25 protein-coding genes and 1 tRNA gene are annotated in these 25,325 nt (G+C 45.4%); 2 read left to right on the top strand and 24 right to left on the bottom strand.

The window, feature by feature from the left end; translation table 11 throughout:
* Window positions 1-430: 430 nt before the first annotated feature.
* The 19 genes from dnaB to rpsF all read right to left on the bottom strand — a co-directional run bounded on the left by dnaB (window position 431) and on the right by rpsF (window position 21,487).
* Window positions 431-1,792, bottom strand: coding sequence for a replicative DNA helicase (dnaB, locus tag MKY97_RS28795; protein ID WP_342553541.1), 1,362 nt, complete (start codon window positions 1,790-1,792; stop codon window positions 431-433).
* Window position 1,793: 1 nt separating this feature from the next.
* Window positions 1,794-2,237, bottom strand: coding sequence for a 50S ribosomal protein L9 (gene rplI / locus MKY97_RS28800; RefSeq protein ID WP_342553542.1), 444 nt, complete (start codon window positions 2,235-2,237; stop codon window positions 1,794-1,796).
* Complete coding sequence (locus MKY97_RS28805) at window positions 2,234-4,231, bottom strand: DHH family phosphoesterase (protein ID WP_342553543.1); 1,998 nt, start codon at window positions 4,229-4,231, stop codon at window positions 2,234-2,236. The genes rplI and MKY97_RS28805 overlap by 4 nt, the downstream gene beginning before the upstream one ends.
* 11 nt (window positions 4,232-4,242) lie before the next feature.
* Window positions 4,243-5,154: a DUF2232 domain-containing protein gene (locus tag MKY97_RS28810; protein ID WP_342553544.1), complete on the bottom strand. Its 912-nt coding sequence runs from the start codon at window positions 5,152-5,154 to the stop codon at window positions 4,243-4,245.
* Between the two features lie 5 nt (window positions 5,155-5,159).
* Complete coding sequence (locus MKY97_RS28815) at window positions 5,160-5,462, bottom strand: MazG-like family protein (RefSeq protein ID WP_090923575.1); 303 nt, start codon at window positions 5,460-5,462, stop codon at window positions 5,160-5,162.
* Window positions 5,463-5,665: 203 nt separating this feature from the next.
* On the bottom strand, window positions 5,666-6,094 hold the full coding sequence (locus MKY97_RS28820) for a CBS domain-containing protein (RefSeq protein ID WP_342553545.1): 429 nt from the start codon (window positions 6,092-6,094) through the stop codon (window positions 5,666-5,668).
* A 195-nt stretch (window positions 6,095-6,289) separates the two neighbouring features.
* A complete protein-coding gene (locus MKY97_RS28825) occupies window positions 6,290-7,324 on the bottom strand; it encodes an LCP family protein (protein ID WP_342553546.1) in 1,035 nt (344 codons plus the stop codon).
* 234 nt (window positions 7,325-7,558) lie between these two features.
* Complete coding sequence (locus tag MKY97_RS28830) at window positions 7,559-9,154, bottom strand: MFS transporter (protein WP_342553547.1); 1,596 nt, start codon at window positions 9,152-9,154, stop codon at window positions 7,559-7,561.
* A 258-nt stretch (window positions 9,155-9,412) separates the two neighbouring features.
* Window positions 9,413-11,839, bottom strand: coding sequence for an alpha/beta fold hydrolase (locus MKY97_RS28835; RefSeq protein ID WP_342553548.1), 2,427 nt, complete (start codon window positions 11,837-11,839; stop codon window positions 9,413-9,415).
* Between the two features lie 107 nt (window positions 11,840-11,946).
* A complete protein-coding gene (locus MKY97_RS28840) occupies window positions 11,947-12,843 on the bottom strand; it encodes a D-alanyl-D-alanine carboxypeptidase family protein (RefSeq protein WP_342553549.1) in 897 nt (298 codons plus the stop codon).
* Between the two features lie 220 nt (window positions 12,844-13,063).
* Window positions 13,064-14,890: an oligopeptide ABC transporter substrate-binding protein gene (locus tag MKY97_RS28845; RefSeq protein ID WP_342553550.1), complete on the bottom strand. Its 1,827-nt coding sequence runs from the start codon at window positions 14,888-14,890 to the stop codon at window positions 13,064-13,066.
* 19 nt (window positions 14,891-14,909) lie between these two features.
* On the bottom strand, window positions 14,910-15,815 hold the full coding sequence (locus tag MKY97_RS28850; RefSeq protein ID WP_342553551.1) for an ABC transporter permease: 906 nt from the start codon (window positions 15,813-15,815) through the stop codon (window positions 14,910-14,912).
* A 28-nt stretch (window positions 15,816-15,843) separates the two neighbouring features.
* Window positions 15,844-16,806 carry an oligopeptide ABC transporter permease gene (gene opp4B, locus MKY97_RS28855; RefSeq protein WP_342553552.1) on the bottom strand — a complete coding sequence of 321 codons (963 nt, stop codon included), beginning with the start codon at window positions 16,804-16,806 and terminating at the stop codon, window positions 15,844-15,846.
* Between the two features lie 7 nt (window positions 16,807-16,813).
* Window positions 16,814-17,746: an ATP-binding cassette domain-containing protein gene (locus MKY97_RS28860; RefSeq protein WP_342553553.1), complete on the bottom strand. Its 933-nt coding sequence runs from the start codon at window positions 17,744-17,746 to the stop codon at window positions 16,814-16,816.
* Window positions 17,747-17,750: 4 nt separating this feature from the next.
* Window positions 17,751-18,749, bottom strand: coding sequence for an ABC transporter ATP-binding protein (locus MKY97_RS28865; protein ID WP_342553554.1), 999 nt, complete (start codon window positions 18,747-18,749; stop codon window positions 17,751-17,753).
* A gap of 740 nt (window positions 18,750-19,489) precedes the next feature.
* The gene (locus tag MKY97_RS28870) at window positions 19,490-20,083 is read right to left on the bottom strand and encodes a M15 family metallopeptidase (protein WP_342553555.1); all 594 of its coding nucleotides are present in this window, start codon (window positions 20,081-20,083) and stop codon (window positions 19,490-19,492) included.
* Window positions 20,084-20,326: 243 nt separating this feature from the next.
* The gene (gene rpsR, locus MKY97_RS28875; protein ID WP_017691433.1) at window positions 20,327-20,599 is read right to left on the bottom strand and encodes a 30S ribosomal protein S18; all 273 of its coding nucleotides are present in this window, start codon (window positions 20,597-20,599) and stop codon (window positions 20,327-20,329) included.
* A 57-nt stretch (window positions 20,600-20,656) separates the two neighbouring features.
* Window positions 20,657-21,142, bottom strand: coding sequence for a single-stranded DNA-binding protein (gene ssb, locus MKY97_RS28880; protein WP_342553556.1), 486 nt, complete (start codon window positions 21,140-21,142; stop codon window positions 20,657-20,659).
* 51 nt (window positions 21,143-21,193) lie between these two features.
* The gene (gene rpsF / locus MKY97_RS28885; protein WP_024629534.1) at window positions 21,194-21,487 is read right to left on the bottom strand and encodes a 30S ribosomal protein S6; all 294 of its coding nucleotides are present in this window, start codon (window positions 21,485-21,487) and stop codon (window positions 21,194-21,196) included.
* Window positions 21,488-21,703: 216 nt separating this feature from the next.
* Here rpsF and MKY97_RS28890 point away from each other — a divergent pair, with 216 nt between their 5' ends.
* Window positions 21,704-21,898 (top strand): YjzC family protein, encoded by a 195-nt coding sequence (locus MKY97_RS28890; RefSeq protein WP_342553557.1) that lies wholly within the window; start codon window positions 21,704-21,706, stop codon window positions 21,896-21,898.
* A gap of 427 nt (window positions 21,899-22,325) precedes the next feature.
* On the opposite strand, the gene MKY97_RS28895 is transcribed toward MKY97_RS28890, so the two are convergent.
* The 4 genes from MKY97_RS28895 to MKY97_RS28910 all read right to left on the bottom strand — a co-directional run bounded on the left by MKY97_RS28895 (window position 22,326) and on the right by MKY97_RS28910 (window position 23,990).
* A tRNA-Ser gene (locus tag MKY97_RS28895) sits at window positions 22,326-22,416 on the bottom strand.
* Between the two features lie 161 nt (window positions 22,417-22,577).
* Window positions 22,578-22,793, bottom strand: coding sequence for a DUF951 domain-containing protein (locus tag MKY97_RS28900; RefSeq protein ID WP_342553558.1), 216 nt, complete (start codon window positions 22,791-22,793; stop codon window positions 22,578-22,580).
* Window positions 22,783-23,721 (bottom strand): mechanosensitive ion channel family protein, encoded by a 939-nt coding sequence (locus MKY97_RS28905; RefSeq protein WP_342556489.1) that lies wholly within the window; start codon window positions 23,719-23,721, stop codon window positions 22,783-22,785. Before MKY97_RS28905 ends, MKY97_RS28900 begins: the two co-directional genes overlap by 11 nt.
* Before the next feature lie 17 nt (window positions 23,722-23,738).
* The gene (locus MKY97_RS28910; protein ID WP_342556490.1) at window positions 23,739-23,990 is read right to left on the bottom strand and encodes a DUF3343 domain-containing protein; all 252 of its coding nucleotides are present in this window, start codon (window positions 23,988-23,990) and stop codon (window positions 23,739-23,741) included.
* A 128-nt stretch (window positions 23,991-24,118) separates the two neighbouring features.
* Here MKY97_RS28910 and yyaC point away from each other — a divergent pair, with 128 nt between their 5' ends.
* A complete protein-coding gene (gene yyaC / locus MKY97_RS28915) occupies window positions 24,119-24,724 on the top strand; it encodes a spore protease YyaC (RefSeq protein ID WP_342553559.1) in 606 nt (201 codons plus the stop codon).
* Here the strand turns inward: yyaC and MKY97_RS28920 are convergent.
* Window positions 24,699-25,199: a DUF4446 family protein gene (locus tag MKY97_RS28920; RefSeq protein ID WP_342553560.1), complete on the bottom strand. Its 501-nt coding sequence runs from the start codon at window positions 25,197-25,199 to the stop codon at window positions 24,699-24,701. The genes yyaC and MKY97_RS28920 overlap by 26 nt on opposite strands.
* Window positions 25,200-25,325 lie beyond the last annotated feature (126 nt).

Raw genomic sequence — 25,325 nt, forward strand, 5'->3', positions numbered from 1 at the left:
CTCCGTGGGTGCCTTGCGCACCTTTGTATTGGTCTGTCCGTCCTCTATCCCGGCAGGCATGTTGCGCAGTAAACCGACTGAGAAGCGTGCTAACGGACAGTAAAGATTTCCTTCCTTTACATTGAAGGGAAGGTTTACACTGCTTTAACGCAGCAGTATTAGTGTACCAGTACCCATTTTCAAAGTCAAATGAAATGGCGAACAATTATAATTGGTGTATCTTTAATGTTCGGAATTGAACCTGTATTTCACCGCAAAAAACCGGTGATCCCAGTCTTAGTTACCTCGACTGCATTCACCGGCATTTCTACACCTGCTTATTTTCACGCTGTATATGGTATAAATCCTGATATTCAACTATCTGAGCATCCTGCTGCAGATGGTTTCGGATAGAATGTATTTCCCTTTTCGGGGCCATCACAGTCTATCCTTACATCGCAAAGGCATCATTATGCGCCCTCTCATAGTTGACGAATTTGTTAAAGTTTTTAAGGAAGACCAGCTCTACCGTTCCTACCGGACCATTACGCTGCTTGGCGATAATGATCTCGATAATGTTCTTTTTCTCGGTTTCCTGGTTATAGTAGTCATCCCGGTACAGGAACGCCACGATATCCGCATCCTGCTCAATCGAACCCGATTCCCGCAAGTCACTCATCATCGGACGTTTGTCCTGACGCTGCTCTACACCCCGGCTGAGCTGGGACAGAGCGATAACCGGAACTTCCAGTTCCCGGCCAATTTGTTTCAGTGTACGTGAAATCTCGGAAACCTCTTGCTGACGGTTCTCCCCGGCTTTGCCGCGTCCACTGATCAATTGGAGATAGTCAATCAGGATCATGCCGAGGCCCTTCTCCTTTTTGAGACGACGGCATTTCGCACGAATATCTGCCACCGTAATACCAGGCGTATCATCGATATAGATATTGGCTTCGTTGAGAGCAGCAATACCCATCGTCAGCTTCTGCCAGTCCTCGTCTCCTTTGAATTCCCCAGTACGAAGAACTCCCGCATCCAGATTGGCTTCCGCACAGATCATACGCTGCACAAGCTGTGCTGCGGACATCTCGAGACTAAAGATAGCGACCGTTTCCTGTGCACGAATGCCTACGTTCTGAGCGATGTTCAAAGCGAAGGCTGTCTTACCTACGGATGGACGCGCAGCTACAATGATCAAGTCACTGCGCTGAAATCCGGCGGTCATCTTGTCCAAGTCAATAAAGCCCGATGGAATCCCGGTCGTAGTTCCTCGGTTTTGATGCAGCGTTTCAACTTTATCGAACACTTCCATGAGTACGTCCTGGATGGCGATAAAGCCGCTGCTGGAACGCCGGTTGGAAATCTCCAGTATGCGTCGTTCCGCTTCGCCGAGCATGGCTGCCACGTCTTCTCCGCCTGTGTATCCTTCACTCACAATCTGTGTTGCTGTACGGATCAGACGACGAAGCATCGATTTTTCTTCAATAATCTGTGCATAATAATCCACATTGGCTGCTGTAGGCACACCGTGTGCTAGCTTGGCAAGGTAGCTGACGCCACCAATGTCTTCCAGCTCACCTTTATCCTTCAGACGCGATGTCAGCGTAACAAGGTCAATCGGTTGATTTTCCTCACCCAGCTGGATCATTGCTTCATAGATCAGTTGATGGGGCTTATCGTAGAAATCCTCGGTTTGCACCCGTTCCATCGCTGTAATCAGGGCTTCGCCCTGCAGTAGGATCGCACCCAGCACTGCCTGTTCGGCTTCCAGGTTCTGCGGGGGAATCCGGTCGAATAACATTTCGCCGCCCATCTTACTCCTCCGTTACCTGTACCTTCAGAGCAGCTTTCACTTCAGGGTGAACCTTAACTGTCACTTGTGTAACACCAAGTGTACGGATCGGCTCATCCAGCTCGATTTTGCGTTTGTCTACTTTCAAGCCCTTTTTAGACAAAGCTTCAGCAATTTGTTTACTTGTAATTGCACCGAACAAACGGCCGCCTTCGCCGGATTTTGCTTTCAACTCTGTCACTTCCGCTTCCAGCTTTTTCGCTAGAACTTCTGCTTCAGCCTTTTCTTCCTGTTTGCGTCTTTCTTCCGCAGCATTCTGGTTATCGAGTGTTTTCATGTTGCCTTCGGTTGCCAGACGTACAATTCCCCGCGGCAGCAGGAAGTTCTGAGCGTACCCTTCAGATACTTCCTTTACCTGCCCTTTCTTGCCTTGACCCTTCATATCTTTTATAAAAATGACTTTCATTCGAACAACCCCTCTTCCTTTTCGATTTCAGCCAGAACGTTCATCAGCCGTTTCTCCGCTTCTCCCAGCGTTCCTTCAAGCTGTACAGCAGCATTAGTTAGATGGCCGCCGCCGCCAAGCCGTTCCATGACCACCTGAACATTCATGCGCCCCAGTGATCTCGCACTGATGCCAATCAGTCCATCCGTGCGCTCACTAATGACAAATGAAGCAGCCACGTCGGTCATGTTTAACAATGTGTCCGCCACCTGGGCGATCATCATCTGTGAAATTCTGCTGCCGGGGTCTGTGACCGCCAGCGCAATGTTCCCATATACCATTTTAGCATGCTTTATGATTTCTGCCTTAGCAATATATTCTGACAAATCCTCTTTCATCAATCGCTGGACCATAATGGTGTCTGCACCACTGCGCCGAAGGAAGCCTGCTGCTTCGAACGTTCTGGAGCCGGTATGCAGCGCAAAATGCTTCGTATCCAGTGTTATGCCAGCAAGCAGCGCCGTTGCCTCAAGCGGAGTAAACTGCACCTTCTCGTGAATATACTGCAGAAGCTCTGTCACAAGTTCAGCTGCAGATGACGCGTAAGGCTCCAGATAAATCAGTACCGCGTCATTAATAAATTCTTCGCCCCGACGATGGTGATCGACTACAACCACTCGGGTTGCAGCCTGAACAAGTTTAGGTTCCATCGTCATAGACGCTTTATGCGTATCTACAACCACCAGCAGGGTGTGCTCTGTCATCATCTGAGTGGCCTGCTCTGGCGAGACAAAAGCTTTCGTAAGCCTCTCGTCTTTGTGCACCTGTTCCATTAACCGTTCAATAGACGGATTCACCCCGTCCAGCACAATCCGGGCCTCAACGTTATACAGACTCGCGGCCTTCCAGACCCCTATGGATGCACCAATCGCGTCCATATCCGGCATTTTGTGCCCCATAATGAGTACTCGGTCACTTTCCTGCATCAGGTCGCGCAGTGCATGTGCGATAACCCTGGCTCTAACCCGGGTACGTTTCTCCACCGCATTTGACTTTCCGCCATAAAAAGATAAGCGCTGGCCCGACTTCACAGCCGCCTGATCCCCGCCTCGTCCTAGGGCCATGTCCAGACTTGACTGTGCCAGCTCTCCCATCTCACTGATGCTGTCCGAACCAAATGCAAGTCCGATGCTCAATGTCATTGGCACTTTCAGATCTGCCGTCATCTCCCGAACTTCATCCAGAATGACAAATCGGCTCTGTTCGAGTTCCTGCAGCGCTTTATGGTTGAGCATCATCAAGTAGCGATCGGATGAAAGACGGCGCAGATATACTCCATACTGTTTTGCCCAAGCTGTAATTTCACTGGTGACTCTTGCAATCAGTGCCGTACGCTGCTGGTCATCCATGCCTTGGGCTGCCTCGTCCAGATTATCCAGAACGAGAATACCCAGCGCAATGCGTTCATTTTCATATTTGTCCCGCAGCACAGCCAGCTCTGTAATTTCGTACACATATACATAGCGTTCCTGCGGGTTGTGAATGACACCATAATACCGATCATCTAGTTGAAATTCATCATGAAACTCCTTGGATGAAGGTTCCTTTGACCCGTCCTTATCCTTCTTCTCCTTCGGTTGGGGGAGATTGGGAAACAGATTAGGCAGTGAACTGCCAACCACTGTTTTCTCATGAAACATCTCTGCAACGAAGCGGTTATGCCACTCTACCGTACGATCCTCGCTGTACAGCACAATTCCGAATGGAAGCATGCTGACTGCTTCTCCCTCCATACGTTTGATACGAATGGTGAGGCCGTTAATGTAATCGTTAAGCTCCCGGCGGAACGCAAGTTCTGCCTTAATCATGACGATCCCCAGCGCCGAAGCCATTATCAGACTAATCAAACCAAGCGTCCAGTTATAGATGGTTACAAACATCACGAGCAGCAGCAGCAGTATGAACGCCCATACGGTATAATAGCCGTGCCAGCGTTTCTTCAGAAATTTAGGCATGACTCATCACCCTATCGTTTTGATTTCGATATTGCCTCACGGAGCGGGAACGCCAGATCGATAATTCCGACAATGCGAAGCGGACCAATGAAAAACACGGCCGCTCCCAGTAAAAATGGAATAACCGGGTTCCATCTTTTTATATGTGAGAGGAAGAAGAAGAATCCGATAGCTTGAATCATGAAACCAAGGTTAATTAACGGCGACAAGTTCATAGCAATCATTTTCCAGTATGATCCATCGCTTTGTCTGGAGACCACTTCAATGATCAATGCCAGGAAGTAATACCAGATCAATGCACGCGGCATACGCCATTCTCTAGCAGGCGGAAGCTTGGACACATTTAAACCCATCACACTTAGGATCGGACGAGCAATAACATGTGTAATAAATGCCATAACCATTGATGTAACCACGAGTGCAAAAGGAATCATCAATTGGGTCTGTTTAGCAACGTCTTCCGTCATCTCAGGTGTCCACACAAAACCGTTAATCATCTGATTCGATTGGTTGGTGAGCGGTTCAATGGTCAGCTGCACCACGTCTCTGATGTAACTGGACAGGTCGAATTGAAAAATAAGACTGCCGATCAGCAGTAACAACAAATACTCTGCCAGCATCGTTCCGGCACCTGTCATGATGGCAAACAGCGCCGACTTCTGTTTTTTGTACGCTCTGCCCATAACAATTGCCGGCAAAATTAAGATCAACATCAATAACAGATAAATCGGGTTAACCATGACTAAAATAATAGCAACGGGTATGAGATGAAAAACAAATGATGTTACAGGTAATGAAGCATACAAAATAACTCCGGGTATCAACATAAAAAATATGGAGAGTACCGATAAAGGAGTTAGCAGTGAAAGCAGCAAAAGTAACAGCACTCCACTCCAGACAGCTGATTTAAAGCTAAATTTCAACAAATTCACCTCTTACGCATATGATCTTCGAGCGCGGAAATATCCTGGTACCAGTCTTCGAGCTGGTGGCCTTCCTGTTTATGCTTTTTCAACTTCTCAACAAGCAGTGCATCCAGATCCTTAAACGGAATACCGAGCCGCCGGCCCAATATGTAACTGCTCATCATTAAACTGGCAAGACTATCTCCGATTCGAATCGTGCTGCCTTCCCACAATGCTTTGAATAATCGGGATACCTGATCAAGTACTTCGGTTTTCAGCCATTCAATCACTTTAGCCCGCTTGGCCACATCCAGTTCTTTAGGCATTTGGCGAAAGTCACTCTCCCCCGAAAAAGCTTTATTCTCGATTATAACATAAAAAGGGGGCCCGCAAAATTACCCCAAAAAGCGGAGAAATTCTCCGAAACTCAATGTCAGGTACGATGCGAAGCCCCGTACGTCTTATTCATATATATTAGTAATAATCGCTGTGATTATCCCTGCTGGCTTCACTAATTTTTGAAAAAAAATCAACTTTTGGCCTTCATGGACTCCTTGGCAACGATCCCCTCACAGTATTCGATAATCTGACTGCGTCTCACAATGCCAATAAAACGCTCCATATCATCCACTACCGGCACAAAGTTCTGCACCTTGGCAAGATTAATCAGATCTTCCATATTGGCGTTAATGGAAACAGGTTTCATATCAAGCCTTAGCGGAACATCTTTGAGTAGAAATTTTGAAGCGTTTTCAAATGTTATCTTTCCCTCCGCATTTTTCATATACCATAACAGATCGCCTTCCGTGACCGTACCAATGTACTTGCCTTCCTTATTCAAAATAGGCACAGCTGTAAACCGATGATACTCCATCCGTTCCAGCGTTTGCCGCAGCGTAGAGTCCGACGTTACACATGTAACCTCTTGTTTGGGCAGCAAAAAAAATGCGATGTTCATCCCCTTATATATCCTCCTTGTGGATTTCTCGTTCAACTGGTTCGCTCAACTTATATTATACGTTATAGAACGAATGATGTTCCAAAAGATGAAGAGCGTACACGATGAAGACCCCCACACAAAGAAAAAAAAACAGCAGCCCGCCCATCGTCGTACTGCTGATTTATGTGTAGACACCCATCTGTATGGAATTAACTATTCAATCTTCTGCCGGTCAGGAATCATGACTTCACCGGCTGGGGTCGATTGATCCATCCAGTTTTTAATCAGCTCTTTGGCGTATTGAACATCTTTCTTGTCAGCGCGACCGTAGTATACTCCGTTTTTACGCATACCTTCACTCAAAATCGTGAAGCTGGAAACCTGTGGTTTCTCCTGTGTCAGTACCTGCTTCGCCAAATCGATAATGAAGGTTGGCTGCATGTCGGTCTGAAAATTGTCCCCCATGATCTGGAACAGTTCAGGGATCTTCGCGATCTGATTCAGATTCAACATTTTGTTGGCAAAAGCGTTCAAGAAAATTTGCTGCCGATTCGTACGGTTGAAGTCACTGTCTTCCCGATATCGCACGTAATATAGTGCTTCCTGCCCGTCGTAGATCGGCTTGCCGCCCTTAATGGTGAACTTTTCATGATTAGGATCTTTGTTCACGATATCCTTATCAATCGGCAGCTCTATACCACCGAGAGCATCAACAACCTTTTTAATTCCCTGAAAGTTAATGGTTGCGTAATATCCTACGTCGGCCTCAAGGAAATTTTCCACCGTATTGATGGACATATTCTCCCCGCCGAAGGCATAAGCATGCGCAATCTTATCATAATCGTCTACCCCGTCCTTATCAGCATCCCGCCCTGCAATCTGCACATACGTATCACGTGGAATAGATACCAGCAGCACCCGGGATTCCTTAGGCCGAACTACAGCATAGATGATTGCATCCGAACGCCCACGAGACTTCTCATAGTCACGTTTATCCGAGCCCAGAAGCAGTACAGAGAACGGCTCTTTACGATATACCGTTGGATCAGGCGTTTTATTACCCTCCTGCGGCACATAAGAATGTGTAAGCTGTGCTTCCACCGTATCAGCCAGAAACAGGTCAAAAGCTGCCACAGCCAGCTGCTGACGAAAAACATAACCGCCAATGAGCAAAACGACAAGCGATAAGAGCGTTATATATAGGCCTTTGCGACTTTTCTTCTTCTTCTCTTTAGTTCTGCTTTTCATTCATCGATTCCTTCTTCACTATCAAAATTGAAATCCATTACTACCCATTAAACGCTGATAACGTCAGATGACACGCAGTTCTCCGAACTTTTCTTTCTCTAGAGGCGGAGCAGCACTAATGCTCGTTCTATTGTAATCATTCCTGCACTGTGAAAAGTTACAATCGGGTTAAATTGAAAAGAACAGCGATGCCTTTTTTGGTTACAAAAGGTTCACTGTTCTCCCTTCTTTTTCTTATGATAATGTTCCCTGTGACTCATTCATTTTCTGCTGCTGCTTTTCTTTTTGACGGAGACGTCCTGTAACAAGAGCCGCGATCAAGGTGAGTATACTAAAAATAACTGCTGACCAGAAAAGCCCGCTGTAACCTTGGCCTGTCGTTTGATGTACAGCCTGGAGCAGCGTTTCCCGGATATTGGAATCGGGAATCTTGGATAGTCCTGCCATCAGGCCGGAAACATCATTTCCAGCTGCCCCACCTGAAGCATACTGCTCCAGCATCGCTTGAGGTACCTGAATCCCACGCTCTGCCAAACCAGACTGAATGTTCGAACCAAGGTTTGAAAAGGACCGAGCCAAAAAACCGGCAAAGATCGTTGGTGCAATTGCCATCGCCATCTGACGGAACAGGGAGCTGGTTGCTACTGCAATACCCTTGTTGTTCTCTCCTGCCTGCTCGGTGACTAACACATTGACCGGCGCACCCAGCATCATGCCAAAACCAATGCCGACAAGCGTACTCGCAATGACAAACTGCCAGATATGCTCTACCCACAGCGGGAATAACAGGAAGCCAATGGCAGAGAGCAGGCCAGCCACCGATAACGTCCAGATTGGCCCTTTACGGTCAACAAGGTAGCCTCCTCCTCCTGCCCCAATACCTGAAGCCAGTGCAAGCGGTGTAAACCAATACCCCGAGGCAGTGCTGGATACACCTAGATACTGCTCGACAAAACCTGGAATGAAAATGACGGAGGCCAGAATGGCTCCAGAGAAAAAGGCAATGAGCAGCGTCCAGCGGAAGGATGCAATGTTTAGCAGTTGTGTGGAAATGACCGGTTCACGGTCTGACCCTTCCAACCTTTTTTCCATCCAATAAAAGACAACCAGTACAGCCGCACCAGCCAGAAAGAAACTATAGAACATCGGTGAAGTCAAACTTTGAAGCATATTCACACCGTCGAGGTTGCTGAAACTGTACATCAAACTCAGTACACCTACTGTCAGAACCGCAATGCCACTCCAATCGACTGCTGCACGGTTCAACTCCTGCTCCTCCTGAATAAACTTGAGCCCGGCGATAAACAGCAGTATGGCAATCGGTACATTGATGAGAAACAACCAGTGCCAGTTTCCGGTAATATCAAGGATAAATGCACCGATATTTGGTCCCAAAATGGCAGCAATACCGTTCATACCTCCCAGAAGACCAAGAGCTGTGCCCTGCCGCTGTGCAGGAAACTTACTAAGTACATAAGAGCTTGCAATGATGAATATCCCACCGCCACCCAGTGCCTGAATGACGCGGGCAATCAGGAAAAACGTAAACGAAGTACTTAACGCTACAAGAAGTGATCCCAATCCGAATAAAGCAACTTCAATCAGGAACAGTTTTTTGCGTCCAAACCGGTCCGACAGCTTGCCTGCAATCGGTACACTAATCGCAAGTCCAAGTGTGTAAAGTGTAATGGTCCAGGCTCCCCATGTTGGGGATACACCAAACGAAGCATTTAATGTCGTCAGCGACGATGTAATGATTCCGTTATCCAGCGCAGCCATAAATACACCCACAGCAAAGAGAATTAGCGGCCATTTCATTTCTTTTTGCATTTTGTAACTCCTCCTTGAACTAAACTTCTGTATTTACCCTTGTACCGTCCGTATTGATATCTATATATAACTGAAATGAATAAGAATGACTCACTGGTCATTTTAAAATAAATGACAGCTATATGTCAATTGATGAATAATGTTTGAAATGGATTTTATGGAGCCGGTGACTGCTGAAATCCTGATTTCATGAAATTCAACTCAAAAGGAGGCTGTACCCCATTCCGTATAGGAATCAGAGTACAACCTCCATTTTGATTACTGCATAAGGTGGCGATTCAGGAACCTCTCCATGGCACGATACAGATCAAGCTGGTTATCTACATTAGCGAAGCCGTGACCTTCATTCAATTTCAGCATATAAGGTACATCCACCCCACGTTTGCGCAGCGCTTCAACAATCTGATCGGACTCTGCCTGTTTCACACGCGGATCATTTGCACCCTGAACGACAAACAGCGGTGCCTTCATCTGATCAACGTGAAACAGCGGTGAGATTGCTGTGAGCAGTTCTTTATCCTTCACAGGATCACCTACACGGTCATAGAACAAGTTGCGCTCGGATTCCCAATAAGGCGGCAGCGAATCAAGCAGTGTAAAGATATTGGAAGGACCGACGTAACTGATACCGGCAGCATAGACTTCAGGGGTGAAGGCCAAGCCTGCCAGAGCCGCATAACCTCCGTATGATCCACCATAGATAGCTACCCGCTTCGGATCAACTGTACCCTCTTTTACCAGCCAGTTTACACCATCAGTGAGATCATCCTGCATTGCTCTGCCCCACTGTTTATTTCCCGCTTCCAAAAACGCCTTCCCGTAACCGGCTGATCCGCGGAAATTGACTTGGAGTACTGCATATCCGCGACTGGCCAGGAATTGAACTTCTGGACTGAACCCCCACGAATCTCGAGCCCACGGTCCGCCATGAGGAAGTACAACAAGTGGAAGATCCGCAGTCTGTGCACCCTTCGGCAGCGTCAGATAACCGGAAATGTCCAGACCATCACGAGATTTAAATGTAATAGGCTTCATATCTGCCATCTTGGACTCGTCGATCCATGGAGCCGTGTCTGCCAGCTTATCCAGCTTGCCTGTTTTGGAATCGTAGAAGTAGTACGTTCCCATCTCTTTGTCACTGTAGGATATAAATAGTACCTGTCCATCATCACTTGTACTTAAAATGCTGACCTCTTTACCGGGTACCTTGGCTTGAATATCCTGCATTAATTTCTTGAACTCATTATCAAAATACTCGTACTTCACCTTGTCCGTCACATAGACGGCTGCAAGAATCTTTCCTTTTTCTTTGGAAGGTATAACACTGCTGACATCGACATCCTTGTTCTCAAACACCGTTCTAGTCACTTTTTTACCTGCGAGGCTGTACTCCACAATAGCCATTTTATCCTGTTCCAGGTTGGAGACGGCATACAGGTTTTTGTTATCACTTGTGAACATGACCGGAGTAAATGTATCACCAAGCTTTGTTGTCAGCAGCGGCTGGAAAGGTTGATCCTCCGTTTCACGGTACATCAGGGAAGATACATTGCCATCACTCGATACCGCCACCCGAATTTTCCCCTCATGGTCTGTCATCCAGCCTGTAATGTCACCTGGGTTCTCGGCAGCAAGTACGGCTTCTCCTGTTTTGATGTTTATACGGTATACATCAAAAATTCTTGGGTCACGTTTGTTCATACTCACCAGAATCTCATCTGGATTACTCTCCAGAGGATCGACAAGCATCGCTCTTGTGTTCGGATAAGGAGTCAGATCCTTGCTATTTTTACCATCGATATCGGTTATAAATAGATGATAATTCTCATCTCCAGCAGCATCCTTTACATATAAAAGCTTATCACTCGTTATCCACGAAAAACCTGCAATACTGCGTTCTGTTTCACTTGTAATACGTACAGGCTTATCCTGATCGTTCGCCTTGACTACAATGTTCATACGGTCCTTCCATGGCTCCATATAAGCCAGATGTTTACCGTCCGGTGACATTTGGAAGCCTGCCTGAGCTGGCTGTTTGAAGAAGTCTTCAAGCGGTATAGCCCCTTCTTTCTTCACATCAAGGCCTAGTGCCAGGTACAGTGCACTTGCGAACTCACCATGTGTCACCGCCTGTTTGGCGTTAAATGCGCTGCCTTCAATAATAAAATGCTGTTTCACCCGAACTGCATCATCCGCATGTACGGCTGGAATCTGGTCAGCATCGCTGTAGACCACCTGTATCCCGTTATCTTTCAGATCAAAAGCACGTGTGAATAAAGAAGCCATCTGAGCCCGTGTAAGTGGAGCATCCGGTGCATAACCTTTCGTTTGACCTTGAATAAGGCCGGATTGTTTCAGCGCGTAAATTGCGGGTGCTGCAGCATCACCGGAATGAACATCTGCAAAACCTGTAAGTGCTGCCGGAGCATCGAGATCAAGCACCCGCTGCAGAATCATTGCTGCCTCTGCACGCGTAATGGGTGCCGCTTCTTCTTTCATTCCATCGGTAGTACCATCTATGTATCCCAGCTGCTCTAGTGTCTTGGTTGCCTTGGAAACGATGGATTCCGAGACAGATGCTGTAGGTTTGACAGCTTCGGCTGCCTGCACCGCCGGCTGAATCAAGGCAATCGACATTGCCATGGACAGCGTTAGTGCATATACTTTTTTGCTAATCGAGTTCAAAGGTTTTCCCCCTTAAAAGTGAATTACAGAATAATATGGAATTATCCGTATTTCATTTTACCATGATCATCCATCCAGTGACAGCGACAGCCCTACTTGACAGATATTTAGTTCAACTTTGTGCTGGAGAACCCATAATTCAACAGCTTACGCGTCTCAATGAATCGACCTTCCCGTGTTTCTGTTCCAAATACAACCGAAATCAGACGCTTGCCATCCCGCTCAGCCGTTCCAACGAAATGATATCCGCTGCCCTTATCATATCCCGTCTTTAATCCGTCGTTTCCGTCATATGCATAAGGGCCGCTGATTGAAGATAACATCCAGTTTGTATTGCTCATGTAGATCCCTTTATGATGCATCGACACCTGCATTTGGCTGGAGGTTTTCAGAATCTCAGGATGATGGTTAAGTAAATAGCGGGCCAGCTTGCAGGCATCCATTGCAGTCATTAACGTCTGACCCTTAACATCCTCCGGACGGTGTGGACCAAGCATAGCCTCGCTTAAACCGGTAGAATTGGTGAAGTGTGTATCCCCTGATAGTCCAATCTCAGCAGCCTTTTGATTCATCCGCTGTACAAATTGATGCTCCGAACCACTAATGTGCTCTGCCAATGCAACTGCAGCATCATTTGCGGAGTAAACCGCCACAACTTGGAACAGCTCCCGAACAGTGAATCGATCTCCCTGTTTGAGTGCAAGTTGGTTTCCGCCCACAGAACTGGCATACCTGCTTACGTTAACGGGATCATCCCAAAGAATATCCCCTTTCATGGCAGCCTCCATAACAAGAAGCTCGGTCATTAATTTGCTCACCCCTGCCGGGGCAATCTCTTCAGAGCCGTTATAATCCATCAGCACCTGTTCCGAATTCATATCCATGAGGACAGCCGATTCCGCTTTGATCCCTGGTTTACCGACCAGCATGTCCGGTTTTACTCCCAGATATATTATAAATAGTAAAGTGAACAGCATTCCTGCCCGTTTCCACCATATTTTCATCGATTCATCACCTCTTACTTATATAGACGAAGCGAAGAGGCATTTTGTCTGCACTTTTTTGAAAAAAAGTTAAATTTTTTTTATATTTTGGTTACAAAAAAACATGGACTCCAACTACCCCATATCTGAGTGTTGAAATCCATGTTTAGTTCATCATTTAAAGTAACCTTTTTCTGAATGGAAGGCACTTTAACATAAGTCAGATGAAGAAATTTAATGATTACTGAGCAGCCATTGGCTTGTCTGCATTGACAGCCAGATCGCTCAGGTATACGCCTGTTCCATCACCAATTGCATAATTCATAACACGTTTGTTAACAGGTACAATTTCTGCGCGGTACAGTGTAGGGAAGACAGGGACCTCGTCTACCATATACTGCTGCCATTCATTGTAGATTTCTTTACGTTTCTCTACGTCAAATGCTTCAGCAGAGATACCACGTGCAAGCAGCTTGTCGTTCTCTTCACTGGAGAAGCGGGAGAAGTTATACAATGCGTCACGACCATACAGACCAGCAGGGTCTACATCGATAGCCACGGTCCATGCTGCTTGATACACGTCAAGGTTAGGATCATCCTTACCATTATTACCAACACGATCGTAGAAGCTGTTGAATTCAACCATTTCCAGGTTTACTTTCAAACCGATTGCTGCCCAGGATTGAACATAATAACGTGCCAATGGCTCAGCAATATCACTACCTGTCATTGAAGCAAAGTTAATTTCGAGTGGTGAACCATCCGGTTTAGTACGGAATTCACCCTCCATTTTGTAACCAGCCTCATCAAGCAATTTCTTCGCTGCTTCCGGATCATACTTCACACCTGGATTGTTTGAATCATGGAACTCAGGGTGAGATGGTGGAATCAGTGTTGTTGCATTCCAGCGGAGACCATTATAGAAACGTTTACCTACTTGATCATTGTCTACAGCCATCCACATTGCTTTACGCAGATTTTTATCTGCCATTTTAGCGTCCGGATTGGTAGCTACTTTACCATTTTCTGCGTCCCATGATCCCAGCTTGAAGCCGATGTACGTATAAGCACGGTCAATGGCACCCAGGAATTCAACATTAGACATGTTTGCATTATCTTTATACTGATCTGTCGGGAAGGAGTCTACCAGATCTACACCGCCAGATTTCAGTTCTTGAACAACCGTTGTCGGGTTGATTACTTTCAGTGTCACTTTATCCAATTTTGGAGCACCACGCCAGTAGTCTTCGTTTTTCACATAAGTCACAGACTCACCTGGAGTAATTGTTTCTACTTTGAATGGACCAAAACCGATAGGTTTTTCACGTACTTCTTTGGAAGAAGACATTTTGGCTACATCCATGCCGCCAAAGATATGTTTCGCGAGAGGATATGTCCATACGCCACCTGTCAGGAGGGATGGAGTCGCTTCTTTATACGTAATGCTGATCTTTTTGTCGCTCAGCACTTTGATACCCGAGATTGTTTTTGCTTTTCCAGCATGGAATTCATCCATACCTACTACGCTTGTAAAGTTACCATCATAACGTGGGCCATCATAGCCTTTGCTTCCAATCACTTCATAAGCAAACTGCAGATCTTCTGCCGTTACAGGTTTGCCGTCATGCCAGTTTACGTTGTCACGAATCGTGAGTGTAAACGTTTTGCCGTCTTCGGAAGTTTCATAGGTTGCTGCACCATCATTCGTGTAAACATAGTCTTTATCCCAAGTCAGCAAACCTTCGTCGAACCAGCCTAATACAGCTGAATCTGGTGCGCCGGAATAAAAGTTGTAGTTCAATGTACCTTCGAAAGCTGTATCCGATACGAGACCAAATGTAATTGATCCGCCTTCAATCGCTGTACCCTCATTTGTTTTCACATTGCTGAAGTCTTCGATGGAATATACGCCCTCTTCATTCGCGGGTTTTTCCTCCGTTTTTCCTTCTTCTGTTTTTGCTCCCGGTGCAGGAGTTGCCGCCTCTTTTTCGGAGCACGCCGCAAGCGCCAATACAAAGACCAGCATCATCGTGAAAAATAGTCCTCGTGAAAACAATCCCTTTTTCATGAACCTTTCCTCCCTTTTTTTAACCTCTTCTTTGTCTTGCATCCGTCGCACGCTTCAAGGCCTGTCCGACATTATTTATACTCAACATCAATACTAGGATCAGTAGTGATGCAGGTAGCCATATCCACCATCTGTATTCCAAAGTTTGCGGATTACGTGCATAACTTACGAGTGTTCCAAGACTTGGCGTGCTTTCCGGGAAACCGAATCCCAAGAAAGACAGTCCGGATTCAAGGCCGATATTCGCTGCCAGATTCAACGTCATCGTTACGATGATAATTGAACTCAGGTTGGGAAGAAGCTGAGATACAATAATTTTAAAGTGAGAAGAACCAAGTGTTTTGGATGCTTTAATATACTCCAGTTCACCCTCTTGAAGAGCCTTCGAGCGAATCAGCCTTGCAATCCCCATCCACAAGAAGGCAGTCATAATTAGTGAAAATGAAACGATATTATATTTGGGAACTGCGGTGACAAAAGCAATAACCAGCATCAGAAATGGAAGGATCATGAAGAAATCCACCACACGCATGAACATATTATCAATCATGCCTCCGAAGTATCCGGATAGTACTCCGACCAGAATTCCGATAAATCCAGTCATCAAGGTAACCAAGATGCCGATAGTTAATGAGTTTCTTGTTCCAATAACCAGCTGTCCAAATACATCGCGTCCACCATAATCGGTGCCGAGCCAATATTGTGCAGAAGGCTTCTCATATAATGCAAACAAATCAACTTTGACAATTTCGTCCTGATCTAGGATCATGGAGGCCCCGTATACTAAGACGATGATCAACCCCAAAAATATAAGCGAAATGAGGGCTACTTTATCCCTGACCAGCTCACGCCATAATATTTTCAAGCTGGAAGGGCTCTTATCAATCTTCTGTGAAGTTATAACAACATCATTGGCACTGCTCATCTGTTTTCACCCCAAAATCTTCAAGTTCTTACTTAATGCGAATACGCGGATCAACCAATCCCAGAATAATATCAGACAGCAGCGATCCTAAAATAGTAGCGATCCCGTATAGTAATACGAGTGCTGTAACTACACTAAAATCCCGTAACGAGATTGAATTTAGGAACAGCTGTCCCATGCCCGGATAGCTGAATATACTTTCAATAAAGATGGTACCGCCAATCAGTCCCGTGATCTCATAACCGAAAAAGGCAGCAATTGGGAGTAGGGAGTTTCGCAAAATATGTCTGTTGTAGATTCGGGATTCCGAAGCACCTTTGGCTCTCGCCGTAAGTACGAATTCCTTATGTTTGATATCAATGATCTCACTGCGCAGATACTGTACAGTTGATACGGTGGAGATTAACGCCATTGATAACGCTGGCAGCAGCAAGTGGTGAATTTTACTTATCACGTATTCAAAAGTCCCTGGTGTAAGCCCCGGTGCTACACTTCCTCCGGTCGGGAACCAGCCAAAACGGAAACCAAAGATCCAAACCATAACCAGAGCGAAAATAAACAGCGGTGCTGCAAAACCCAGATACGTATATCCAGTAATCAAGCGGTCAGACCAAGTATCATTATAACGACCACTGATAATACCGAGTGGAATAGCGATAAGATACGTGAGGACAAGTGTCGCTAGGGCAAGCCAGAACGTATTTGCGATACGCTGACCAATGAGATCTGTGACTGGCATTTTGAAACGGAAGGACTGTCCAAAATCACCTAAAGCAGCATGGCTGATCCAGTCCCAATACTGTATGTACCATGGATTGTTCAGCCCCAGCCGCTCACGCTGTTCTTCTAACGCTTTGGGATCAACACTCGGATCGAGCAATCCTGTCAATGCGTCCCCTGGCATGGCTTTGGCCATCAGGAAGACCAAAATGCTAAGTAAAATGATTTGAGGTATCATTATGAATATTCGGCGTACAATAGTTTTCCACATATGGCCTTCAACCTTTCTGAGGTAAAGCTACCCGGTGAGTGTCGGAAATGGATTGGAGCGAATAAGCAAGCCCTTCCTCATCGAAGAAATTGCGGTATGAGTTTTCATACTCGGATTTGATCTGCTGTCGGAAAGCTATCATGTCCTCACGTTTGGTCGGGTCCATATCCGGAATCGCTGCAATAAGACGTTTGGTGTAAATATGCTGAGGATTTTCAAAAATATCATCGGTAGTTCCCTGCTCTACATATCTACCTTTATACATAATTCCGATCTGATCGCACATATGGCGAATAATGCCTAGATCATGGCTAATAAACAGATAGGTCAGATTCAGTTCCTTCTGAATCTCCTGCATGAAGTTAAGCACCTGGGCTTGAACAGATACGTCGAGCGCAGATACAGGTTCATCTGCTATGATCAGCTTTGGCTTGAGTGCAATCGCACGGGCAATTCCGATCCGCTGCCGCTGTCCCCCGGAAAACTCATGCGGGTATTTGTAGATCGATTCCGGACTCAGTCCTACTTTTTCTAGCAAGCTGCCGACCTGCCTCTTTTCTTCCGCTGCTGTCAACCGTTCATAGTTTCGGAGCGGCTCAGCAATGATATCCATAACACGCTTCTTCGGATTAAGAGAGGAGTAGGGGTCTTGGAATATCATCTGGACATCCCGCTGGAGCTGACGATCTTTGCGTCGTTCCTTCGTTAAATCCCTGCCGTTAAACAAAATTTTACCAGCCGTTACGTGATTCAGACCAATAACAGCTCTGCCTGTTGTTGTCTTGCCTGAGCCTGATTCTCCAACAAGCCCATAGGTCTGGCCTTCTTCGATGGTAAAGCTGACATCGTCAACGGCCTTGACGCTGCCAATTTCCCGTTTGAGCAACCCTCCGCGAATCGGAAAATGTATTTTCAGTCCTTCTACTTCGAGTAGTGCCATTATGTTATTCCTCCTCCGCTTGATCAGGGAAATGAAAGTGCTGATAACAGGTACACCGTACAAAGTGCCCTGGTGCAATTTCATGCATCTGCGGGTTTTCTTCATGAGCCGAGTCGCTGATCCATGGAATACGAGCCTTGAATCGGCACCCCTGCCGAGGAAGATTTTTAAGAGAAGGCACAATGCCTTGAATGACATGCAGTTTTGATTTTTCTTCTGTAATAGTAGGAATAGAATTCAGCAGTGAACGTGTATACGGATGTTTCGCATCGGTCATCAGCGTAAAGATATCCGCAATTTCAACAATCTCACCTGCATACATGACGGCCACGCGATCTGCCATCTCTGCAACTACACCCAGATCATGTGTGATCAGGATAATGCCTGCATTAATCTCTTTCTTGAGATCTCGAATCAGTTCGAGGATCTGCAGCTGGATCGTAACGTCAAGTGCAGTTGTCGGCTCGTCAGCTATCAATAGTTCTGGTTTGTTGGCAATCGCGATTGCGATGACAATTCTCTGTCTCATACCGCCAGATAATTCGTGGGGATATTGTTTATATATTTGCTCGGGACGTGGAATCCCTACCTGGTTCAATAAGTGAATAACCCTGTCGCGCTTCTCCCTGGAAGACAACTTCGGTTGATGAAGCGTAAGGATCTCTTCAATCTGTTCACCTATGATCATTAGAGGATTGAGTGCGGACAATGGGTCCTGAAAGATCATGGCCATTTCTTTTCCGCGCAGTTTGTTCAATTTGTTAGGGGAGATGTTGGCAATATCCTGCCCTTTATAGAGAATCTGGCCTTCAATTCTAGCTTTGTTATGCAGACCCATTAGAGAGAATGCAAACGCACTTTTGCCTGAGCCTGATTCACCTACAATAGCCAACACTTCGTTCTTCTTAACCTTAAGATTAACGTGATCAACTGCTGCATAATAATCATCTTCAATTCTGAATGATGTCGTAAGATCTCTGACTTCCAATAGCTCTTTATTCAAATCAATCACCCTAACCCCGTAATTTCCGCAGACTGTATTCGTGAGTAGAAGAATGCATCCACTGTATATTTCCATGTTCTTCATTAAATTGAACAAAAGTGTATACAAATTACCTTATCTTTAACAGAATCAAGATTATAGACTTCAATTTAAACCATTGGTCAATTAATGTTTATAATTCCTAGCGGAATTATATATACAAATAATTATTGTAATCATACGTGTAATTTTAGTTAACGTCAATCATTATTTTGGGATTTTTGGAATAATTGTTTTTAATGCTACAGTTTTGGGTAATAGTTTTAGCTAAAAGGTATATGTAACGTGGTTTTTGTATGGGATGATAACTTACTTGGGTGTAATTTACAGTAATGTGAGGTGTCACAACTTAGCTCTTAGATTTTATATATATGACATATAAGTAACATATTAAAACTTTTAGCAAGCCATTATACAAAATCAGAATGTTTTATGTGAGCACTATGTCATATTTAGGGGGATTTTGTCGTTTGAAAACTGCTTAAATTCATGAGTCCTATGGAGCAGATCAGACTTATTTTCTCAAGGTTTGTAAGGTAAACGTAAAAATCTAGTTATTATAGTATAGTTTTATTTATTTGCTGCTGTAAAGAGTTAATTGTATCTTTTACACATTTTTTTTACAAAAGAAAGAAAAAAGTCCTGCAACAAGCAGGACTTTTCTAATATTTATTCAATATTACGTATATAAAATATCAAATTTATGGAGCTGTCGCTGGCCTTTTCCCACGCTTTAAATCACGGATGCTTAATCCAAAGTCCATCTGAAGATGTGGGTAGTCAGGAAAGTTAGCCCAGTCCCCGCCCCAGGTAAAGCCCAGCTCTTTAGCTAAATCAACTACCTCTAACCAGTCGGCTTTACCATTGCCGTTATCGTCACGTTCCATATCCCACACAATCTCTCCCTTAGGTGTTCTCAAGGCAAAATCAATGGCAAGCCCATAATTATGATAAGATTCTCCTCCTCGGGCGTTCGTAACAATACGCCCAGAAGACGACCGCCCTTGTGCAAATAGGGCATCCTGATCCTCTACACTTCTGTAACCGTGGGTAATTACAACTTCAATACCTCGTCTGGCGGCCATACGGACTAATATGCCTTCATTCTCCGCAACAACTGGGTGCAGGCCTGTAATGGGTAAAGGCTCAGGAACCTCCTCATTCGGCCACAACCCTCCTATGTCCCCCTTTTGCTGCAGCCAAAAATATAGAATAGACACGATAAGGGTTGCAAACATCCAGTTTCTCAATCTTTTTCTTCTTCGCTGTCTTTCTTTACGTTGTGATGAATTCATATACTCTCCCAGGTTTAATCTATTGGAATGAACAGCATAGGTATACGATCTGACATATCTCGGGCAGGCTAACCTCTATTATAATTCATCTCCGCTCTGAAAGCTTCCTCTGTAAACATTACATGATTATACGTTTACATTTTCTCGAATTTTTCATAATGATGCATACATAAATAAAGCCTGAAAACACAAAAAAACAGCCGGCTGTAAGCCGACTGTTCTTGTATGCAAACTGAGTATAGACTACTCAGTTGTGTATGGCAGCAATGCGATTTGACGGGAGCGTTTGATGGCAATCGTCAGCATGCGTTGATATTTAGCGCTAGTACCTGTTACACGGCGTGGCAAAATTTTTCCACGTTCGCTGATAAATTTACGAAGCAAGTCCGTATCTTTATAATCGATGTGAGTAATTTTGTTCGCTGTGAAGAAGCACACTTTACGACGTTTGTTGCGACCACCACGACGTGCCGGTCTTTTATCGTTGTCTCCGCCTTCTCTTTGCTTGAAGCCCATGCTTTTCAGTCCTTTCCTATCATGTAACCCATATCTCGTAACGAGTATCGGCTCACGTTAAAATGGCAAATCATCATCCGATATATCAATCGGTTTTCCGTCATCGGAAAAAGGATCCTGATTGTTGCTGCGCGAAGCATTGCTGCTGCTTGCACGTCCGCCGCCGCCTCCATAAGAAGGCTCTTCACGCATAGGTTGTCCCCCGCCGCCACCGCCTTCACGGTTAGCTGACTCCAAGAAACGAACATTATCGGCAATGACTTCGGTCACGTATACACGCTTTCCTTCGTTATTTTCGTAGTTCCTTACTTGAATGCGTCCTTCGACTGCAGCCAGACGTCCTTTGCGCAAATAATTTGCACAAGTCTCGGCAAGCTGTCTCCAGGTTACGACCGGAATGAAATCTGCTTCCCGCTCTCCCCCTTGGCTTGTAAACGGTCTGTCTACGGCCAAAGTAAACTGTGTTACGGCTACTCCAGCTGGAGTGTAACGCAATTCAGGATCCCGGGTTAACCGGCCGATCAGAATGACACGGTTCAACAATGTAATCCCCTCCTTCTGAGCGTATTTGGTGCGTTAATCACGAGTGTCGTCTTAGGCAGACTTAACGTCGTTAGTAATGAGATAACGAATAACTTCGTCAGAAATCTTCATGAGACGCTCAAGCTCAGTAACTACTGCTGGTTCAGCAGTGAAGTGTACCAGAACATAAACACCATCACGGAATTTCTTGATCTCATACGCAAGACGGCGTTTACCCATAACGTCGTGAGCTGTAACCTCACCACCGCCGTTGGAGATGATGCCTTGGAATTTATCGACTGTAGCTTGAACAACTTCTTGCTCAACATCAGGACGAATAATGTACATCACTTCATATTTGCGCATAATTTTCACCTCCTTATGGACTCTGGCCCTCAATCCAGGTTGAGAGCAAGGAACGAGCACAAACTCGAACTATATTAATATAACAAATACGGAGACCGAATGCAAGCAAACGTTCCCTGTACATATTGGTACATAATCACTAACATGATCAGCTCCTTGCCGGAACACACTATAGAAGTAATTACGATCTGCATTCTGTAGAGGAGGCTGCTTATTGTGGGTGAAAGAACCGAGTTTGAACCAGGTGACAAAGCGCCAAATGATGGAGAGTACACGGAGGTGGGCGAGAAAAGCTTTCACACAGAGATTAATGATCCGAAGCGAGTAACTTTGAAGAAGGGCGAAGCCTTTCCGGAAACCAGTAATCAGAACCGTAAATGGAAAAAGCTGACCAAAGCCCGCGTCCACTAAGTGAAAGATTTTTTGTTTAGCAGCGTATATAAAACGTGAAATTGCACATAATACAATCAGGCGGTACTTGAGAGAGGTGTGGTTCCGTTGGACAACGAAGCCGATTTTTCGCTGTTGGAGATGCATCACGTAATATAAGAAGCTTGTGGTTGTGTAAGACCTTTGTCTGAAGCACAGGTATTGCTGCAAGCAGTACAGCCAGCGTTTCTGCCGTTACGACCGATTGTGATCTAACTAAACATGTACCGCCGGATAAAGAGCCCTTCGGGGCTCTTTATTTCTTTGTATTGTCACAGGCAGCAGCACATCTAATACAAATAACCGAACTAAATTAAGCACAAAAAAGGGACTCTCCTACTGGAGAACCCTTTCCTCATTCTTTATAAAAACTCCAATCATGGAGCTATGTTATACTTCGCATTTTAAGTGGCGGAAAGGGTGGGATTCGAACCCACGCACGCTGTGACACGCCTAGCTGATTTCGAGTCAGCCCCCTTGGGCCTCTTGGGTACCTTTCCGCAGCAAAATTGATTATATCATGACTGCAGGAGGAAAGCAATACCTGCATCCCACCTACATGTAAACGCTATTTTGCTGAGATACCTTGCTGTATTTTATCACGGATTGTATGTGTATTTGTCTCAGCGATAAGCGCTGAGTGTATAGCAGAATCAATCACCTAATCTTGGGATTCTGGCTCTTCCTCAGCTGAACGTAGTACTTTTTTTAGGTTTTTCTCAAACTTGGCCCGTGGAATCAGTACACTGTGTTTGCAGCCAACACACTTGATCCGGATATCCATTCCCATACGAATGACTTCCATCTCGTTGCTGCCGCAGGGATGCTGCTTCTTCATCTGCACAATATCCCCTAACTGAAAACTTTTACGCTCCACCTGCACCATTCCCCTCATCATTATCAAGCGCAGCCGCCTGTTCCAACGCAGCCTGCTTGCTTCGCTCATGATACTCCAGAATTTTTTTAACATCCCCTTGAATCTGGCGTTCCACAGAAGCCCGGGAGTTTGGCATGCACTCCGCTACAACACGTATGACATAATCCGAAGTTGACATGGACTGGATTCCCAGCACATCAGGTACCTTTACAATATTCAAATCGCGTTCTTCTATGCCGGCAAGCGATTGTTTGACCAGATGGACGGACTCGTCCAGTGTCAGATCAGCCTTCATCGGGATATCCACCACAGCAAGAGAATTCGACATCGAATAGTTCGTCACACTTGCAATCGTACCGTTCGGAATGATGTGCACTTCCCCCTGCCAGCTTACCAGTTTGGTGGTTCGGAGGCCAATGACTTCGACAGTTCCTTTGAACGTACCTGTCTGAATCACATCTCCTACGGCAAACTGATCCTCTAATATAATGAAGAATCCGGTGATTACATCCTTCACCAATCCCTGTGCGCCAAAACCAATGGCTAGTCCCAGAACACCAGCACTGGCCAGCAGCGGGCCAACTTGGACATTGATCTCCGATAACAGTAACAGAATCATAATAAAGTTACATGTGATTGACGTCGCATTTTTCATCAGCTCACCGATGGTTACGAATCTCCGAGGATTAACACGAATTTTACCTTCCTGCTTTCGTGCCATCGACCGATCGATAATTCGGGAAACTACTTTAATGACAATACGGGTAATAATAAAAATAATGAGGATGCGGATCGAACTGAACATAATATTAAGCCACATATCCGTATCGGAAATTTTAGCCCATACTTTATCAGTCCAACGAATAGCTTCATTTACAGCATCAGCTGCACCATTTTCATCGTTTCCCTTTGCAAAATAAAACGGCATCAAGACGGATCACTCCTCTACATCGGTATGTTATCATAGCTGTCTTCGGTTTTGAAATAGAGGCCGCGGATCTCAACAAACTCATCACGGATAATTTGCTGCACTCGCTGCAGATCCTCTTTCGGAAATTGAATACACAGTGCACAGCCCGCCGTAATCTCCTTAGGTGTCGGAAACAGATCAATCTCAATCTCGGCAAACTCCAGCAGCATCTCCGCACGCAGTGCCTGCTGTGTTGAATCAAAAGCAATCAGCATCCAATTGTCCATCCATTCGTCCATGTCCTGCTCCTTTCACGCTTCGGCGGCACTCAGGCAAAAAGCCTGTCCCTGCGAAGTATAAAACACTCTACCTTTCCATATACTGATACTACTATTCCAAGGAAAGGATAGATCCTATGAACCCTGTTTCGCGTTCCTTTTCGTCAAAAGATATGACCAGTCTGAAGGTTCCTCATACCGATCCAGGCGTACATTCCGCCATTGTACATCGATTAATGTTTCATCTTTACAAAGCTCATTCCCTGCAAAATGTAGTGATTGTCTGCATCGGTACAGACCGCTCCACGGGAGACTGTCTCGGACCACTGGTAGGTACGTCTCTTGCCAAATGGGACAGCCCCCTGTTCCATCTGTACGGCACGCTGGATGAGCCCGTTCATGCTGTAAATCTGCAGGACACACTCCATAAAATTCACAGCACCCATCACAATCCATATGTCATTGGTATCGATGCTTGTCTTGGCCAGTCTTCCAGTGTTGGCTGCATTCAAGTAGTTAACGGACCACTTAAGCCTGGCGCAGGGGTAAATAAAGAATTACCGCCGGTCGGCGATATCCATCTGACAGGTATCGTTAACGTCGGCGGTTTTATGGAATACTTTGTACTTCAGAACACACGGCTCAGTCTTGTCATGCGTATGTCTGAGATTATAGCAAGCAGTCTGTATTCAGCCATTCGGGAATGGCATACCCGGTCTACTCTGTTTGCTGTGCCAGAGTAATAGCTTCCTTCTCCTCTGGGGATAGTGTATACGTTGACTCTCCCCCTTTTAGAGGTTTTGCATATACATATGATCCATCACGGTTGAATAACCCAGTAAGAATCATTCCATCCTGACTTTCATTAATCATGGCTATTGAGAAACTCAGATCGCTGCCGTGCTCCCCGTAAGCATTATACCTCTTGACGCCGATCTTGCCCTGAATACGAGCCAGCTTCTGCAGTGCGGTTTGCAGCTGTTCCGTTTGCAGTTGGTGTTCATCCTCAATACTGTCCATCTGAATTTTCAGATTGATCAACAAGGACTCCAGGTCTTCCACTCCACTGCCAGCCATCATGGCTTCGTATTTACGTTTGAATTTCCGTAACTTTGCTCCTTGAACAATACTTACGATCAGCAGTACCACCGTAAGCAGTGCCAACCCGCCAATAATCCATAACAGCTGTTCCAGAATCAGCTCATTTAATTCAGCCATGTAAGTGCAACTACCCCTCTATGTTTTTGATCAGATTCATGTCTGTCCGCAGTTCTTAGCTTTTATTATAAATCAACCTGTTAAGCAAGAAATTAATCATATGTTTCCAATTTAAATACTGTCCAT

Origin of the sequence: Paenibacillus sp. FSL R7-0652 (assembly GCF_038595045.1) — a bacterium.
Taxonomy (GTDB): domain Bacteria; phylum Bacillota; class Bacilli; order Paenibacillales; family Paenibacillaceae; genus Paenibacillus.

Excerpts from the sequence above, each read along its gene's own strand:
- dnaB (WP_342553541.1), bottom strand. The coding sequence starts at position 1,792 with ATGGGCGGCGAAATGTTATTCGACCGGATTCCCCCGCAGAACCTGGAA.
- rplI (WP_342553542.1), bottom strand. The coding sequence starts at position 2,237 with ATGAAAGTCATTTTTATAAAAGATATGAAGGGTCAAGGCAAGAAAGGG.
- MKY97_RS28805 (WP_342553543.1), bottom strand. The coding sequence starts at position 4,231 with ATGCCTAAATTTCTGAAGAAACGCTGGCACGGCTATTATACCGTATGG.
- MKY97_RS28815 (WP_090923575.1), bottom strand. The coding sequence starts at position 5,462 with ATGCCTAAAGAACTGGATGTGGCCAAGCGGGCTAAAGTGATTGAATGG.
- MKY97_RS28820 (WP_342553545.1), bottom strand. The coding sequence starts at position 6,094 with ATGAACATCGCATTTTTTTTGCTGCCCAAACAAGAGGTTACATGTGTA.
- MKY97_RS28825 (WP_342553546.1), bottom strand. The coding sequence starts at position 7,324 with ATGAAAAGCAGAACTAAAGAGAAGAAGAAGAAAAGTCGCAAAGGCCTA.
- MKY97_RS28830 (WP_342553547.1), bottom strand. The coding sequence starts at position 9,154 with ATGCAAAAAGAAATGAAATGGCCGCTAATTCTCTTTGCTGTGGGTGTA.
- MKY97_RS28840 (WP_342553549.1), bottom strand. The coding sequence starts at position 12,843 with ATGAAAATATGGTGGAAACGGGCAGGAATGCTGTTCACTTTACTATTT.
- MKY97_RS28845 (WP_342553550.1), bottom strand. The coding sequence starts at position 14,890 with ATGAAAAAGGGATTGTTTTCACGAGGACTATTTTTCACGATGATGCTG.
- MKY97_RS28850 (WP_342553551.1), bottom strand. The coding sequence starts at position 15,815 with ATGAGCAGTGCCAATGATGTTGTTATAACTTCACAGAAGATTGATAAG.
- opp4B (WP_342553552.1), bottom strand. The coding sequence starts at position 16,806 with ATGTGGAAAACTATTGTACGCCGAATATTCATAATGATACCTCAAATC.
- MKY97_RS28860 (WP_342553553.1), bottom strand. The coding sequence starts at position 17,746 with ATGGCACTACTCGAAGTAGAAGGACTGAAAATACATTTTCCGATTCGC.
- MKY97_RS28870 (WP_342553555.1), bottom strand. The coding sequence starts at position 20,083 with ATGAATTCATCACAACGTAAAGAAAGACAGCGAAGAAGAAAAAGATTG.
- rpsR (WP_017691433.1), bottom strand. The coding sequence starts at position 20,599 with ATGGGCTTCAAGCAAAGAGAAGGCGGAGACAACGATAAAAGACCGGCA.
- rpsF (WP_024629534.1), bottom strand. The coding sequence starts at position 21,487 with ATGCGCAAATATGAAGTGATGTACATTATTCGTCCTGATGTTGAGCAA.
- MKY97_RS28905 (WP_342556489.1), bottom strand. The coding sequence starts at position 23,721 with ATGCCGTTTTATTTTGCAAAGGGAAACGATGAAAATGGTGCAGCTGAT.
- MKY97_RS28910 (WP_342556490.1), bottom strand. The coding sequence starts at position 23,990 with ATGGACAATTGGATGCTGATTGCTTTTGATTCAACACAGCAGGCACTG.
- yyaC (WP_342553559.1), top strand. The coding sequence starts at position 24,119 with ATGAACCCTGTTTCGCGTTCCTTTTCGTCAAAAGATATGACCAGTCTG.
- MKY97_RS28920 (WP_342553560.1), bottom strand. The coding sequence starts at position 25,199 with ATGGCTGAATTAAATGAGCTGATTCTGGAACAGCTGTTATGGATTATT.